The sequence below is a fragment of the Sphaerotilus hippei genome (assembly GCF_003201595.1).
Classification (GTDB): Bacteria; Pseudomonadota; Gammaproteobacteria; order Burkholderiales; family Burkholderiaceae_C; genus Sphaerotilus; species Sphaerotilus hippei.
In genome coordinates, this window is sequence record NZ_QJJS01000023.1 from 25,687 (window position 1) to 39,169 (window position 13,483).

At 71.1% G+C, this 13,483-nt stretch carries 13 protein-coding genes; 8 read left to right on the forward strand and 5 right to left on the reverse strand.

Annotated elements, in window-relative coordinates; translation table 11 throughout:
* Positions 1-22: 22 nt before the first annotated feature.
* On the reverse strand, positions 23-835 hold the full coding sequence (gene yihA / locus C7444_RS18225) for a ribosome biogenesis GTP-binding protein YihA/YsxC (protein WP_110402287.1): 813 nt from the start codon (positions 833-835) through the stop codon (positions 23-25).
* A 64-nt stretch (positions 836-899) separates the two neighbouring features.
* On the opposite strand from yihA, the gene C7444_RS18230 reads away from it, so the two are divergent.
* The 8 genes from C7444_RS18230 (at position 900) to C7444_RS18265 (ending at position 8,787) form a co-directional block, all read left to right on the forward strand.
* Positions 900-1,529, forward strand: a complete 630-nt coding sequence (locus C7444_RS18230; RefSeq protein ID WP_110402288.1) for a c-type cytochrome — start codon at positions 900-902, stop codon at positions 1,527-1,529.
* Positions 1,530-1,629: 100 nt separating this feature from the next.
* Positions 1,630-3,789: a cytochrome c biogenesis protein ResB gene (locus C7444_RS18235; protein WP_110402289.1), complete on the forward strand. Its 2,160-nt coding sequence runs from the start codon at positions 1,630-1,632 to the stop codon at positions 3,787-3,789.
* Complete coding sequence (ccsB, locus tag C7444_RS18240) at positions 3,786-5,147, forward strand: c-type cytochrome biogenesis protein CcsB (protein WP_245909631.1); 1,362 nt, start codon at positions 3,786-3,788, stop codon at positions 5,145-5,147. Before C7444_RS18235 ends, ccsB begins: the two co-directional genes overlap by 4 nt.
* A gap of 72 nt (positions 5,148-5,219) precedes the next feature.
* Positions 5,220-5,591 carry a hypothetical protein gene (locus tag C7444_RS18245; RefSeq protein ID WP_110402290.1) on the forward strand — a complete coding sequence of 124 codons (372 nt, stop codon included), beginning with the start codon at positions 5,220-5,222 and terminating at the stop codon, positions 5,589-5,591.
* A 143-nt stretch (positions 5,592-5,734) separates the two neighbouring features.
* A complete protein-coding gene (msrP, locus tag C7444_RS18250) occupies positions 5,735-6,751 on the forward strand; it encodes a protein-methionine-sulfoxide reductase catalytic subunit MsrP (RefSeq protein ID WP_110402291.1) in 1,017 nt (338 codons plus the stop codon).
* 5 nt (positions 6,752-6,756) lie between these two features.
* Complete coding sequence (locus C7444_RS18255) at positions 6,757-7,407, forward strand: protein-methionine-sulfoxide reductase heme-binding subunit MsrQ (RefSeq protein WP_245909632.1); 651 nt, start codon at positions 6,757-6,759, stop codon at positions 7,405-7,407.
* A gap of 148 nt (positions 7,408-7,555) precedes the next feature.
* Positions 7,556-8,092: a hypothetical protein gene (locus tag C7444_RS18260; protein ID WP_110402293.1), complete on the forward strand. Its 537-nt coding sequence runs from the start codon at positions 7,556-7,558 to the stop codon at positions 8,090-8,092.
* Between the two features lie 77 nt (positions 8,093-8,169).
* Complete coding sequence (locus C7444_RS18265) at positions 8,170-8,787, forward strand: YitT family protein (RefSeq protein WP_110402294.1); 618 nt, start codon at positions 8,170-8,172, stop codon at positions 8,785-8,787.
* Between the two features lie 120 nt (positions 8,788-8,907).
* On the opposite strand, the gene C7444_RS18270 is transcribed toward C7444_RS18265, so the two are convergent.
* Genes C7444_RS18270 through C7444_RS18285 form a run of 4 tightly spaced genes read right to left on the reverse strand, consistent with a single transcriptional unit; the run spans position 8,908 to position 13,419 of the window.
* Positions 8,908-10,227 carry a HupE/UreJ family protein gene (locus C7444_RS18270; protein ID WP_245909633.1) on the reverse strand — a complete coding sequence of 440 codons (1,320 nt, stop codon included), beginning with the start codon at positions 10,225-10,227 and terminating at the stop codon, positions 8,908-8,910.
* An 18-nt stretch (positions 10,228-10,245) separates the two neighbouring features.
* On the reverse strand, positions 10,246-11,577 hold the full coding sequence (locus C7444_RS18275; RefSeq protein ID WP_110402295.1) for a tetratricopeptide repeat protein: 1,332 nt from the start codon (positions 11,575-11,577) through the stop codon (positions 10,246-10,248).
* A gap of 53 nt (positions 11,578-11,630) precedes the next feature.
* Positions 11,631-11,864: a hypothetical protein gene (locus tag C7444_RS18280; protein WP_146219443.1), complete on the reverse strand. Its 234-nt coding sequence runs from the start codon at positions 11,862-11,864 to the stop codon at positions 11,631-11,633.
* A gap of 7 nt (positions 11,865-11,871) precedes the next feature.
* The gene (locus tag C7444_RS18285; RefSeq protein ID WP_110402297.1) at positions 11,872-13,419 is read right to left on the reverse strand and encodes a DUF4331 domain-containing protein; all 1,548 of its coding nucleotides are present in this window, start codon (positions 13,417-13,419) and stop codon (positions 11,872-11,874) included.
* Between the last annotated feature and the right edge of the window lie 64 nt (positions 13,420-13,483).

Consider the following 13,483-nt stretch of genomic DNA (forward strand, 5'->3'; position numbering starts at 1 on the left):
ACGGCCCGGCCGGTCAGGCCGTTCAGGGCGCGGGCGCCTGCTCCGGGGCCGCCGGATCGTCCTGCCCATCCTCGTGCGTGGCGTCTGCGTCGAGTTCATCGAACTCGTCGTCGTTCTGCTGGCCGGGGTAGGAGAAGACCGAAGCCGCCGCGTCGGCCGGCGGGCACCAGCCGTGCAGGATCTGCGCGACATCGGCCACGCCGGTGCGCTTGAGCGCCGAGAACAGCGCGATGCTCACGTCCGACTCGTCGGTCACCAGCTCGCCCAGCACCTCCTGCGCCTTGCGCAGCGACAGGTCCGACTCCTTGCGGTTGAGCTTGTCGGCCTTGGTCAGGATCACCAGCAGGCGGACCTCGCCGTTGCTCACCCGCGGGGCGACGAAGCTCAGCAGCTGGCGGTCGAGGTCGGTGAAGCCGTGGCGCGAGTCCACCATCTGCACCACGCCCGACAGGTTGCGCCGCACCGCCAGGTAGTCGGCCATCACCTTCTGCCAGCGCAGCTTGGCGGTGCGGGCCACCGCGGCGTAGCCGTAACCCGGCAGGTCGGCCCAGAGCGCGTTGGGCGTCTCCTTCGGACCCACCATGAACAGGTTGATATGTTGAGTGCGACCAGGGGTCTTCGACGCAAATGCAAGCTGACGCTGCTGGGCCAGCGTGTTGATCGCGGTGGATTTGCCCGCATTCGATCGCCCGACGAAGGCAATTTCAGGCAGGTTGTGTCCCGGAAGCTGGTCCAGACGGGCTGCCGTGGTGAAAAACCGGGCCGTGTGGGTCCAGGCCAGGGCCGTGCGCGTGGCGTCCGCGCCACCGGCGGCAGAGGAGGGTGTGGAGGTCATTGGGCGTCATTGTAAAATCCACAGGTTCAACGTCCCGTTCCCTGCCTCAAATTAGCCGCTCATCATGAACCTGAACGTCAAGTCGATTCTTGCTCTGCTGGCGGCCTCCGCCCTGGCTGCCCCGCTGTATGCCGCCGATGCCCAGCCCGCCGTCAAGGTCGACCTGGCCAAGGGTCAGGCGATCTCGGCGCAGGTCTGCTCGGCCTGCCACACGGCTGACGGTTCGCGCGGTGTGCCGACCAACCCCATCCTGCAGGGTCAGCATCCCGAGTATCTGGTCAAGCAGCTGACCGAGTTCAAGGCAGGCAAGCGCGAGAACGCCGTGATGAGCGGCATGTCGGCCGCCCTGTCGCCGGAAGACATGCGCAACGTGGCCGCCTTCTACGCCAGCAAGCAGGCCAAGCCCGGCACCGCCAAGACCAAGGACCTGGTCGTGCTGGGTGAGCAGATCTACCGCGGGGGCATCGCCGATCGCCGCGTTCCGGCCTGCGCCGGCTGCCACAGCCCGACCGGCGCCGGCCTGCCGGTGCAGTACCCGCGCCTGTCCGGCCAGCACGCCGAGTACACCGAAGCCCAGCTGCGCGGCTTCCGCGACGGCGTACGCAAGAACAACGCCGTGATGACGGGCGTGACCGCCAAGATGAACGATCGCGAGATCAAGGCCGTCGCCGACTACATCGCCGGCCTGCGCTGAACGCCCGCCCGCTGAACCTGACCTGAAGAGGCCGGTCCTGGACCGGCCTTTTTGCTGGGCGTTTTTCTTTCGATGCCCTGACGCTGATAATCCGCACGCCATGTCTGCTTCCACCGCCGGTCTTGAAGTCCGCGCCGGCGCCCGCTGGGTCCGGGACGCGATCGAACTGTTCTCGTCGATGCGTTTCGCGATCGCGCTGCTGACGCTGATCTGCATCGCCTCGGTCATCGGCACCGTCGTGCGCCAGCACCTGCCACCGATCAACTACGTCAACCAGTTCGGCCCGTTCTGGGCCGAGGTGTTCGGCAAGCTCGGGCTCTATGCGGTCTACAGCGCGGGCTGGTTCCTGCTGATCCTGGCTTTCCTGGTGCTGTCGACCAGCCTGTGCGTGGCCCGCAACGCACCCAAGATCCTGTCGGATCTGCGCAACTTCAAGGAAGACCTGCGCGAGAACTCGCTGCAGGCCTTCCACCACAAGGCCCGCGGCACGCTGGCCATGAACCGCGACGCCGCGATCGCCCGGGTCAGCGAGGTGCTGTCGGCCGGCGGCTGGAAGGCCAAGGCCCAGGTGCGCGACGGGGGCGTGATGGTCGCGGCCCGCCAGGGGGCGGCCCACAAGCTGGGCTACATCGCCGCGCACGGCGCGATCGTGCTGATCTGCATCGGTGGGCTCTTCGACGGGGACCTGGTCGTGCGCGCCCAGATGGCGCTGCTGGGCAAGACCACCTACCGCGGCGGCGGGCTGCTGCAGGACGTCGCGCCCGGGCACCGGCTGTCGCCGTCGAACCCGACCTTCCGCGCCAACCTGTTCGTGCCCGAAGGGGCCACCTCCGGCACGGCGGTCATCAACATGACCGATGGGGTCGTGCTGCAGGACCTGCCGTTCTCGGTCGAGCTGAAGAAGTTCATCGTCGAGTACTACGACACCGGCATGCCCAAGCTGTTCGCCAGCGACATCGTGATCCACGACGTCGACGGCCAGCGCACCGAGGCGCGCATCAAGGTCAACGAGCCCTTCATCCACCGCGGCATCGCGATCTACCAGTCGAGCTTCGACGACGGTGGCTCGAAGCTGACGCTCAAGGCCCACCCCTTCGGGCGTCCCGGTCCGGCCTTCGAGGTCAAGGGCGAGGTCGGTGGATCCACCGAGCTGAAGCCGGCCGGTGAGCGTTCGACCGTCGCCCCGCTGCAGCTGGAGTTCTCCGGGCTGCGCGTGATCAACGTCGAGAACATGGCGGCCGAGCAGGCCGGTGCGCGCAACGGTGCCGACGTGCGTGGCGTGGACCTGGCCAGCCAGCTCGATCGCCACCTGGGCTCCGGCGCCCGGCCGTCGGGCGACAAGAAGCTCAACAACGTCGGCCCGTCGGTCAGCTATCGCCTGCGGGACGCGTCGGGCCAGGCCCGTGAGTACAACAACTACATGCTGCCCGTCGAGATCGACGGTCTGCGGGTGTTCCTCGCCGGCGTGCGTGACAGCCCCGACCTGCCTTACCGTTACCTGCGCATGCCCGCCGACGAACGCGGCGAGCTCGACGGCTGGCTGGCACTGAAGGCGGGCCTGGCCGATCCGGCGCTGCGCACCGAGGCTGCTGCTCGTTATGCCAGGAAGTATGCGCCCGCTGACAAGCCTCAGTTCGTCGAGCAGCTGCAGGCCTCCTCGCTGCGCTCGCTCGGCCTGTTCGCCGGGGCGGAGCAGGTGCGGACCGGGCAGACGACCGCCGGCCTGCAGGCCATGCAGGACTTCATCGAGGTCAACGTGCCCGAGGCCGAGCGGGCCCGCACCTCCGAGGTGCTGATCCGCATCCTCGATGGCGCCCTGTTCGAGCTGCTCAACCTGACCCGTGAACGCCAGGGCCTGCCCGCGGCGAAGCCCGACGAGGCGACCCAGCGTTTCATGTCGCAGGCCGTGCTGTCGCTGTCCGACTCGTTCGCCTACCCGGCTCCGCTGCTGTTCTCGCTGCAGGACTTCCAGCAGGTCCAGGCCAGCGTGTTCCAGGTCACCCGCGCGCCGGGCCAGACGCTGGTCTACATCGGCTGCGCGCTGCTGATCCTCGGCGTGTTCTCGATGCTCTACATCCGGGAGCGTCGCCTGTGGATCTGGCTGGGCGGTGATGCCCGGGCCGAAGGCATGGACGTCAGCATGGCGCTGTCGTTCAACCGCAAGATGCTCGACAACGATCAGGAGTTCGAGGCCGTGCGCCGTGCGCTGCTCGGCGCACCGACCGCGCCATCCTCGACGACCGGAGACAAGACCCCATGAGTTCCACCACCACGACCACCACCCTCGAGCTGGGGCGCCCTTCGCTGCTGGGTCGCCGCGGCGTCCTCGACTGGCTGTTCGCCGCGCTGATCCTCGGCGGGGCGGCCTTCGCGTGGCAGCGCTACGGCGCCAGCATGGACGGCTACGAACGTGGCATCCTGATCTGCGCGGTGCCCGCGCTGGTCTCGCTGGGCTGGTTCTGGTCGCCGCTGCGCCTGCTGTCGGTCGGCGTGGGGGCGGCATCGCTGCTGGCCATCGCGCTCTACCAGCGCCACACCGACAGCTTCGGCGCCGATCTGGCCGCCGCCGAGACGGTGTTCTGGCTCAAGTACGCGCTGTCCAGCCAGAGCGCGATCCTGTGGATGGGCGTGCTGGTGTTCATGAGCACGATCACCTACTGGATCGGGCTGTTCGCGGGGCGCGACGGCTCGTCGGCGGCGCAGCGCATCGGCTCGGGCCTGGCCTGGGCGGCCGTGTTCATGGCGCTGGTCGGCACCTTCGTGCGCTGGTTCGAGAGCCACCAGATCGGCGCGGACATCGGCCACATCCCGGTGAGCAACCTCTACGAGGTCTTCGTGCTCTTCACCTGGATGACGACGCTGTTCTACCTGTACTACGAGCAGCTCTACGGCACCCGTTCGCTGGGCGCCTTCGTGATGCTGATCGTCAGCGCGGCGGTCGGTTTCCTGCTCTGGTACACGGTCTCGCGCGGGGCCCAGGAGATCCAGCCGCTGGTGCCGGCGCTGCAGAGCTGGTGGATGAAGATCCACGTGCCGGCCAACTTCGTCGGCTACGGCACCTTCGCGCTGTCGGCCATGGTCGCGCTGGCCTACCTGCTGAAGTCGGCCGCGCCCCGCTCGCTGTGGACCGGCCTGGTGGCGGTGCCTGGCGCGCTGCTGGCGGTGCTGGGGCTGTTCCTGGTGGCGGGCAACCTGACGCCCGAGGTGGCCGGGGCGGTCGGCAAGTCCATGCGCATGCTGGGTGTCTGCGTGGCGATCTTCGCCTTCACCATCCTGACCCGCCGCACCCTGAACGCCCGCACGCCGGCGCCCGAGCTGCTCGACGACCTGATGTACAAGGCCATCGCGGTCGGCTTCGCCTTCTTCACCATCGCCACCATCCTGGGCGCCTTCTGGGCCGCCGAGGCCTGGGGCGGCTACTGGAGCTGGGACCCGAAGGAGACCTGGGCGCTGATCGTCTGGCTGAACTACGCGGCCTGGCTGCACATGCGTCTGGTCAAGGGCCTGCGCGGCGTGACGGCCTCCTGGTGGGCGCTGATCGGCCTGCTGGTCACGACCTTCGCCTTCCTCGGCGTCAACATGTTCCTGTCGGGCCTGCACTCCTACGGCGAGCTGTGACGCGCGGCGGGTGGCGGGGCCCTACAGCCGCCGCCCCGTCCTGCCGATAACCAGGCTTCACGAGGTGAAGCCATGCCCTACATCCTGCGCAATGCCCTGGGTCAGATCGACAGCCTCCACCGCGAGGCCGCCCAGGGCTGCGAGTACATCGCGGTCGACGATCCACAACTGCAGGCCTGGCTGGCCGGCGACGCCGCGGCCGCCCGGGCCCCCAGCTTCGCCGCCCTCGACGCCGGGCTGGTCCGGGTGCTCGAGGATCTGGTCGACGTGCTGATCGCCCGCAACGTCATCTGCATCACCGACCTGCCCGTCGAGGCCCAGCAGAAGCTGTTCGAGCGCAAGAACTTCCGCGAACGCTTCCAGCACCAGGCGCTCAGCCTGTTCGGCGACGAGGCGACCTTCGGCCAGCGTGGCGTGATCCGCACCGGACACGAAAAGATGTAAGCCCGGACCGCCCTGGCGCGACCGAGAGCACAGGACGTCATCCCGCGCCGGCCCCACGGCCACCGGGTTTTGCCGACCGGGCCATCATGCCCGGCGGATGCACGTCATCCCGCTCTCATTTCCCCGGCGCCAGGAGCCTTGCCATGTCCCTTCCCCGATTCGGTCGTGTCGACCAGGGTCACGTCCACCCCGTGGCCAGCGAGATCACCCCCCGCGAGGTCCATGACAGCCGGCGCGACTGGCTGCGGCAGGTGGCTGGCGCGGGGCTGGCGCTGGGCACCGGCCTGCCGGGCCTGGCGCTGGCGCAGGCCGCTGCCGCGCCTGCCGTGGTCCGCCCGGGCCAGCTCGCGGCGCTGGCCACGGTGCGCAGCGCCACCGCGGGGGCGGTCGTGATGGACAAGCCCACCGCCTACGGCGACGCGACCAGCTACAACAACTTCTACGAGTTCGGCACCGACAAGGCCGATCCGGCCCGCAACGCCTCGCGCCTGAAGACCCGGCCGTGGACGGTGCAGGTCGAGGGCGAGGTGCTCAAGCCCGCCACCTTCGACCTCGATGCCCTGCTCAAGCTGGCGCCGCTCGAGGAGCGCATCTACCGGCTGCGCTGCGTCGAGGCCTGGTCGATGGTGATCCCGTGGGTGGGTTATCCGCTGGCCGATCTGCTGCGCCGCGTGCAGCCGACCGGCAACGCCCGCTTCGTGCAGTTCGAGACCCTGGCCGATCCGAAGCAGATGCCGTTCGTCGGCAGCCGCTCGCTGGAGTGGCCGTATGTCGAGGGGCTGCGGCTGGACGAGGCCATGCACCCGCTCACGCTGCTGGCGCTGGGCATGTACGGCGAGGTGCTGCCCAACCAGAACGGCGCGCCGGTGCGCCTGGTCGTGCCCTGGAAATACGGCTTCAAGAGCGCCAAGTCCATCGTGCGCATCCGCCTGGTCGAGAAGCAGCCGGCCACCGCCTGGGTCAAGGCGGCCCGGCAGGAGTACGGCTTCTACTCCAACGTCAACCCGCAGGTCGACCACCCGCGCTGGAGCCAGGCCAGCGAGCGCCGCATCGGCGAGGACGGCCTGTTCGCCCGCAAGCGCCCGACGCTGATGTTCAACGGCTACGAGGCCCAGGTCGGGCAGCTCTATGCCGGCATGGACCTGCAGCGCAACTTCTGAACACCATGACGCTGCGCATGGTGGCGCTCGACCGCGCCCTGCGGCCCGCCTGGGTCCGCCGCCTCGCCTGGCTGCTGTGCCTGCTGCCGCTGCTGCTGTGGATCGTGCGGGGCGTGCAGGGTGAGCTCGGCGTGAACCCGGCCGAGACCCTGGTGCGGGGCACCGGGATCTGGACGCTGCGCATGCTCTGCGTGGTGCTGGCGGTCACGCCGCTGCGCCAGTGGGCGGGCCTGGCCTCGATCGCCTCCTGGCGCCGCATGCTGGGGCTGTTCGCCTTCTTCTACGCGGTGCTGCACCTGCTGGCCTACGCGTGGCTGGACCAGGGGCTGGAGCTGCCCGCCATCGCGCGGGACATCGCCAAGCGGCCCTTCGTGCTGGTGGGCTTCGCGGCCGCCGTGCTGATGCTGCCGCTGGCGCTGACCTCCTTCAACCGGGCGATCCGGGCGCTGGGGGCGCGGCGCTGGAAGCTGCTGCACCGGCTGGTCTACCTGATCGGCCCGCTCGGCCTGCTGCACTTCTTCTGGATCCGCAGCGCCAAGCACCGCGAAGGGGAGGTGCTGGTCTACGCGGCGATCATGCTGGTGCTGCTGGCGGCCCGGCCGCTGTACCAGTGGCACCAGCGGCGTGCACCGGCGCGCCGGGTGATGTCGGCCTGAGCACGCTCGATCACGGGTGCGCCGGTCTTCTGGCGTCCCTGCACCCCTGTCCGGGGGTGCCATCCGGGTTATCCCGCAACTGAGGGTGGGCGCCGATCGACCTGGCATCTAGCATGCAAGCGTGAGTTGCCAAAGGGAGGCTGATCGCATGAATGCTCGATACACCGAAACCGCCGCGCACCCCTCGCGCGAGTCCGTCCTGTCGGCGATGCACGGCGAGGGCGCCCGCCAGGAGCCGTCCCGCGAAGAGGCCTGGCTGCGTCATTTCGAGAAGGTCCGCCTCGGCGGGGACGCCTTCGAGATCGCGGCGCTGTCGCTGAGTGCGGCCCGGCGCAGCCTCGACGGCGACGATGCGGAGCAGGCGCTGACCCACCTCAACCGGGTCGAGCGTGTGCTGGGCGGCGTGCCGGTGCAGTGGCGCACGCTGAGCCTGCAGGCCGATCTGGCCGAGCTGACCGGCGACGTGGCGCGCGCGGTCCGGCAGTCACCGCTGCTCGAGGATCCGATGCAGGCCCGCCAGCTCGGTGAGCTGGCCCGCGACCGCTGCTATGCCGTCACCGCGCTGCTGGACCGGCTGCATGACCACGGCGCGCGGGTCACGCTGCGCCTGCGGGTGGCCGATCTGCTCGAGGCGGCCGGCGACGTGGCCGACGCCAGCGCGATGCGTGCCCGCGCGGCCCGCTGATCCACGCGTCGGCGTGAGCGGGCGGCGCTGTTGCGGCAGCGCACAATGAAGGACATCGGTTTTCCCCTGTCCTTTCCATGACCTTGCCTTCCGAGCCGGTGACCCTGGCCCACAGTCGCTTCGAGGACGCCCAGGCGCTGCTGATCGGCACGCTGCTGCTGTCGCTGGCGGTGCAGATGTACCGCCACGCCGGGCTGCTGTCCGGCGGCACGTCGGGCCTGGCCTTCCTGGTCCACTATGCCGGATCCTGGCCGTTCGGCCTGGTGTTCTTCGTCATCAACCTGCCGTTCTACTGGCTGGCCTGGCGGCAGATGGGTCCGGTGTTCACCCTCAAGACCTTCACGGCGGTGGCGCTGCTGTCGGTCGAGACCGAGCTGATGCCGCAGTGGCTGTCCTTCGGTCAGCTCGATGCGCTGTTCGCCGCGCTGATCGGCGGGGTGCTGATGGGCAACGGCCTGCTGATCCTGTTCCGTCACCGCGCCAGCCTGGGCGGCGTGGGCATCGTGGCGCTGCTGCTGCAGGAGCGCCGCGGCTGGCGGGCCGGCCACGTGCAGATGGCGGTCGACTGCGCCATCGTGGCCGCCTCGCTCTGGCTGTTCGAGCCGCAGCGGGTGCTGGTCTCGGTGCTCGGCGCCGTCGCGGTGAACATGGTGCTGGCCACCAACCACCGGCCGGGGCGCTACGTCGCCCAGTGAGCGGCGGGGTTGCTGCCGGCATCCATCCGATGCCGAGGACCCGCGCCAGCCACGGCAGCAGCACGGCGTGGCCGGGCCCGGCCGGTGGGGCGACGGGGCATGGTCGTGCGGCGACCCGCTTCACGGCCATGCCAGCACGACGTCGAATGCCCGCTCGATCAGCCAGACCGTGGCGAGCAGCGCGATCAGGCCGGACCCCGCCACCATCACGCCGCGCTGGTACAGCCCGGTGCCGCGCCCGGCCCAGGCCAGGGGCAGGAACAGCGCGACCAGGCCCAGCTGTCCCAGTTCGACGCCGACGTTGAAGCCCGCCAGGGCCTCGAGCAGCGAGGTGCCGCCCACGTCCAGGTCCTTCAGCGCGCCGGCAAAGCCGAAGCCGTGCACCAGCCCGAACAGGAAGGTCAGCGGCCAGCGCTGGCGCGGCAGCATCGGCCGCAGGTTGTCGATCGCGGTGAGCAGCACGCTGGCGGCGATCAGCGACTCCACCCAGCGCGACGGCGGATCGATCACGTCCAGCACGGCCAGCGCCAGCGTGATCGAGTGGGCGACGGTGAAGGCGGTCACCACCCGCAGCACGTCCGTCAGCACCGGCCGCCACGCCGGCGCCGGCGCCCAGCCGCCGCGTGGCCGGACCGTCGCCACGGCCGCCGGGTCGGCGAGCGTGCGGCCCCCGGTCTCGAACGCCAGGTTCGTGCGCTGCAGCCCCATCCAGCGGGTGTCGTCGGGCCCGGCGGGTTCGGGGGCATCGGCCGGCTGCCCGGGTGCAGGCGTGCGGCGCACCAGCACCGCCGGCAGCAGCAGCGCCAGCAGGAAGAGCACGTGGTCGGTGCCGATCAGGATGTGGTGCACCCCTTCGGCGACGAAGCCGAGCCAGCCGGTGGCCGGCCGGTCACCGGTCGGCCCGAAGCTCGGCACCGGATCGCCGGGCTGGCGCGGCACCAGCACCGCCACCTCGGCCGCCGACTCCCGGGGGGCCGTGTCCCGCTGCAGCCTCAGGATGCCGCGGTGGGTGGCGTCGCTGTCGGCGAACAGGCGGTAGTCCACCGCCAGCGTGGACACGGCGGCCGCGCAGGTCCAGCGTCGACGCAGCACCACATAGGCCCCGTCGCTGTGTTCATCGATCTGCGGCGGGCCCGCGGGGCGGCTGCTGCAGGCCTGTCCGCCAGCGCCCAGCGCCAGCCGGTCCGTCGACCAGCGCTGCAGCTCGTCCGCGCGCGAGCGCACCTCGCCCCACTGCAGCTGGCCATCCTGGTCGCGGTCCAGGTCGAGTTCACGGTCCAGGTCGCGCAGGTGCACGTCCAGGCGCTGCTCGACCCCGTCGCCCGTGACCGTCAGCGTCAGGTAGGCGTCGCTGGGCTTGTGGGCCCGGGCGGCGCCGCCGGCCAGCAGCAGGATGAGGCCCATCAGCAGGATCCGCAGGGTCGGGGGTGGGGTGATCATGTCGGCCAGCCTCTCGGGTCAGCGGGTCAGGGCGGCGCCCGGGGTGCCGGCCAGCGCCGGGGGCGACAGGCGCACGTCACGCAGGCCGGTGCGCTCCAGGTGGCGCATCACGTCGGCGCCGGCCTGGGGCTGGCCGGCGGCGCGGGCGCTGTCGAGCAGCACCCGTGCATCGGCGGGCTCCTTCTGCTCGGCCCAGTGGGCCCGGGCCAGCGGCAAGGCTGCGGCGGGTTGGTCTCGCAGTTCGAGCAGGTGGCGTGCTTCCTCGCGGCGGTGCAGCGTGTCGCCGCGCAGCCGGGCGGCGTCGAAGCGGGCCTGCAGCAGGTCGATGGCCGCCGTGGCCGTCGGTCGATCCAGCCTGCGCAAGGCGATGGCATGGCGCAGCAGCAGCGCATCCGGCAGGTCCTGCAGCCGCTCGGGGGTCAGCGCCAGCACCTCGGTGTCGAGGCGCCGGTCCAGCAGCCAGTCGGCGTAGGCGGCGCGGGTGTAGACGTCGGGCTGCTGTCCGAGCGCCTGCCGGTAGAGCGCCCGGGCGGCCGGATCTCCCCGGCGCTCGGCCAGCTCGGCCCGCACCAGCGCGAGCCAGGCCACGAGGCCTGGGTCGGTGGTGGTGGCCGCGTGCTCCCCGGCGAGTCGGCGCAGCGCCCGGTCCGCGGCCTCGTCCCGGCCCTGCAGGCTGGCGAGTTCGGCGGCACAGACCCGCGCCGGCAGCGTGGTCGCCGTGCCGAGGGCGGCATAACGCTCGCCGGCCAGACGCGCGCAGCCCGTGGTCGCCTCCTGCAGCCGGCCCTGCGCCTGCAGCAGCGTGATGCGGGTCAGCTCGGCCTGGGCCTGGATCTCCAGCGGCACCCCCGGCCCGGGCGCGGACGAATGACCGGTCGAGGTAGGGGCGGCGATCAACGCGTCCAGCTCGGCCAGCGCGGGCGCGAAGGCGTGCTGGCTCTGGCGGATCGTCGCGCGCAGCAGGCGCACGGGGGCCGGCGCATCGGGGCGGCTCCACCACGGGGCCAGGGCGGCCTGGGCGACGCCGAGCTCACGCGGGTCGCCGTCGCGGCGGGCTCGCCCGATGGCCTGGCGCGCGAGGTGCAGCGCGGTGCCGAGGTCCGCCGCCTGACCCGAGGGGCCGGCCTTCACCGCGGCCCGCAGCAGGCGCTCCTGGCGGGCCTGCGGATCGCGGCCGCCGGGCAGGGTACCGATCACTTCGTCGTCGCCGACCGGGGTGCGGGGGGCGGCCTGCACGAGGCCGCACAGGCTCGCGCCCAGCAGCAGCGTCGGCAGCGCGGCCCGCAGCCGCTGCAGGGCCGGGCGGGTGCGTCGGGTCCGGGCGCAGGCCCGGGGGCAGGTCGGGTTCATGGTCACGTCGGTTCCTGTGGTGGGACGGGCCGGCCGGTCACCGGCCCGGGGCCTCAGAGATCGACCGGCTCGTCGGTCTCGCTCGTCGGCGGGGTCAGCGGGCTGACCTCGACCGGATCACCCTGCTCGTCGGTCGCCAGGCTGGCGGCGTAGGTCGCATAGGCCGCCGGCGTGGTGGTGGCCGAGGCGGGCACCTCGTGGCCGGCCTGGGTCGGTGCCACGTCGTCGCTGCCGCCGCAGGCCGCGAGCGCACCACAGAACATCAGCATCATCAGGGGCTGTTTCATGCCGGCCTCACTGGGTGCCGCCGAGGGGCGTGTTCAGGTAGGGGAAACCGGCCAGCAGCGGCACGGTGGCCTGGTCGACCGCGTCGTGCAGCTTGAAGGCCGTGGCTCCCAGCGGCACCGCCGACGGCTTGCAGCCCGTCCCCAGGCCCAGCGCGTCCGTGTCGCCGTTGGCCATGCACAGCCCGCCCATCACCGCGATCAGCGAGATGTCGACCACGTCGTCCTTCGGGCGGCGGCCGTTCGGGTAGCCGGCGTTGTCGCTGCCCCCCGCGAGCAGGTTGCCGACCACGCCGAGCCGGTTCTGGGCCGCGAAGGCCACGGGCGCGATGGCGGTGTTCAGCCGCAGCATCTCCGAGGCCGTGACCGTCGCCGGCTGGTTGACCCCCTTGATGCCCGTCAGGAAGGTGGTGACCAGGTCGGTGCGCGGGTAGTGGGTGGGGGCGGTGCCGGGCAGCGCCAGCGCGATCTCCAGCAGCTTGGGCAGGGTCGGGTTCGTCACGTAGTCGGCGAAGCGGCTGTCGTCCCGCGGCCGGGACGCGTTGAAGCGGTCCTTGTCCTTCAGGCCGATGACCACCTCGTTGACCAGGGGCATGCCCAGGCGGGAGACCTGGGTCCAGGCGCCGCCGACCTTCTCGCTGGTCTGGTGGCCCGAGGCGGGCTTGCCGTCGAGCAGGCGTGCCTGGCGCAGGCTGGCCGTGGTCCAGCCGCCGATCACCGTCTCGCTGCCGGCGGTCAGGCAGCTCCTGTGCACCTCGAGCGCCAGCGTGGTGACGTTCTTGTCGGCGAGCGTGCTGGTGACCGCGCCCTTGAGCTCGGGGTTGGTGATGACGCTGACCGGGGCGTTGACCAGGTCGAAGATCGTGCCGAGGTTGACCGCGAACGGATCCTGGCGCTGGCCGACGAAGACCTTGCCCGGCATGGCGCAGCCCGGGATGTTGACGCCGTGGATGTGCCTGGCCGCATAGGCGGCGTAGTCGGGGACGCTCTTGACGCCGATGTGATCGACCGGCTTGGCGAAGGACGTGCCGCCACCGGCGGTGTGGGTCAGCGCCGCGGCGCTGCCCTTGCGGCGGTCGCCCCGCACCAGGCTGACGCCGTAGGTCTCGGCCAGCTGCAGGTTGGTGTCGCCGACGCTGCTGATCGCTCCGGCCTGGATCAGCGGGATGTTGACCTGCTTGCCGCCCACGTCCAGCGCCACGCCCGCGCCGTTGCCGGCCAGCGTGTTCCTGAAGCGGAACTGGAAGGTCAGGTCCTCGACCGCATCGCCGTTGTTGTCGATGTGGATCTCGTAGAGCGCGTTCGGGTCGAGCGCGAAATAGTTCGGGCCGCCGTAGGCGTCCTGCAGCGGCAGGTAGTTGGCGATCAGCGTGACGTAGTCGCTGCGGTCGGCCTCGTAGCTGCGGAACAGGTAGAAGTCCGAGGCATCGACCTTGGGCACGGTGGTGATGAACGGGGCCTCGCGGTGGCTGGAGGCGAAGGTGCCTGTGGTGAGCAGGCCCAGGCTGGCGACGACGGTGGCCAGCATGGCCTTCCTGGAGCGGGGGGCAGAACGCATGTCGGATCTCCTGGTGCGGGGGGACGGACGTCGGTGGCGGGGTGGATCGCGGCACGGGAGCCCC

Bases quoted from the DNA above. Each gene is read 5' to 3' on its own strand.
- C7444_RS18245 (WP_110402290.1), top strand. From the start codon at position 5,220: ATGCCCTACATCCTGCGCAATGCCCTGGGTCAGATCGACAGCCTCCAC.
- C7444_RS18280 (WP_146219443.1), bottom strand. From the start codon at position 11,864: ATGAAACAGCCCCTGATGATGCTGATGTTCTGTGGTGCGCTCGCGGCC.
- C7444_RS18255 (WP_245909632.1), top strand. From the start codon at position 6,757: ATGACGCTGCGCATGGTGGCGCTCGACCGCGCCCTGCGGCCCGCCTGG.
- C7444_RS18230 (WP_110402288.1), top strand. From the start codon at position 900: ATGAACCTGAACGTCAAGTCGATTCTTGCTCTGCTGGCGGCCTCCGCC.
- C7444_RS18270 (WP_245909633.1), bottom strand. From the start codon at position 10,227: ATGATCACCCCACCCCCGACCCTGCGGATCCTGCTGATGGGCCTCATC.
- C7444_RS18235 (WP_110402289.1), top strand. From the start codon at position 1,630: ATGTCTGCTTCCACCGCCGGTCTTGAAGTCCGCGCCGGCGCCCGCTGG.
- C7444_RS18265 (WP_110402294.1), top strand. From the start codon at position 8,170: ATGACCTTGCCTTCCGAGCCGGTGACCCTGGCCCACAGTCGCTTCGAG.
- C7444_RS18275 (WP_110402295.1), bottom strand. From the start codon at position 11,577: ATGAACCCGACCTGCCCCCGGGCCTGCGCCCGGACCCGACGCACCCGC.
- C7444_RS18285 (WP_110402297.1), bottom strand. From the start codon at position 13,419: ATGCGTTCTGCCCCCCGCTCCAGGAAGGCCATGCTGGCCACCGTCGTC.
- C7444_RS18260 (WP_110402293.1), top strand. From the start codon at position 7,556: ATGAATGCTCGATACACCGAAACCGCCGCGCACCCCTCGCGCGAGTCC.
- ccsB (WP_245909631.1), top strand. From the start codon at position 3,786: ATGAGTTCCACCACCACGACCACCACCCTCGAGCTGGGGCGCCCTTCG.
- yihA (WP_110402287.1), bottom strand. From the start codon at position 835: ATGACCTCCACACCCTCCTCTGCCGCCGGTGGCGCGGACGCCACGCGC.
- msrP (WP_110402291.1), top strand. From the start codon at position 5,735: ATGTCCCTTCCCCGATTCGGTCGTGTCGACCAGGGTCACGTCCACCCC.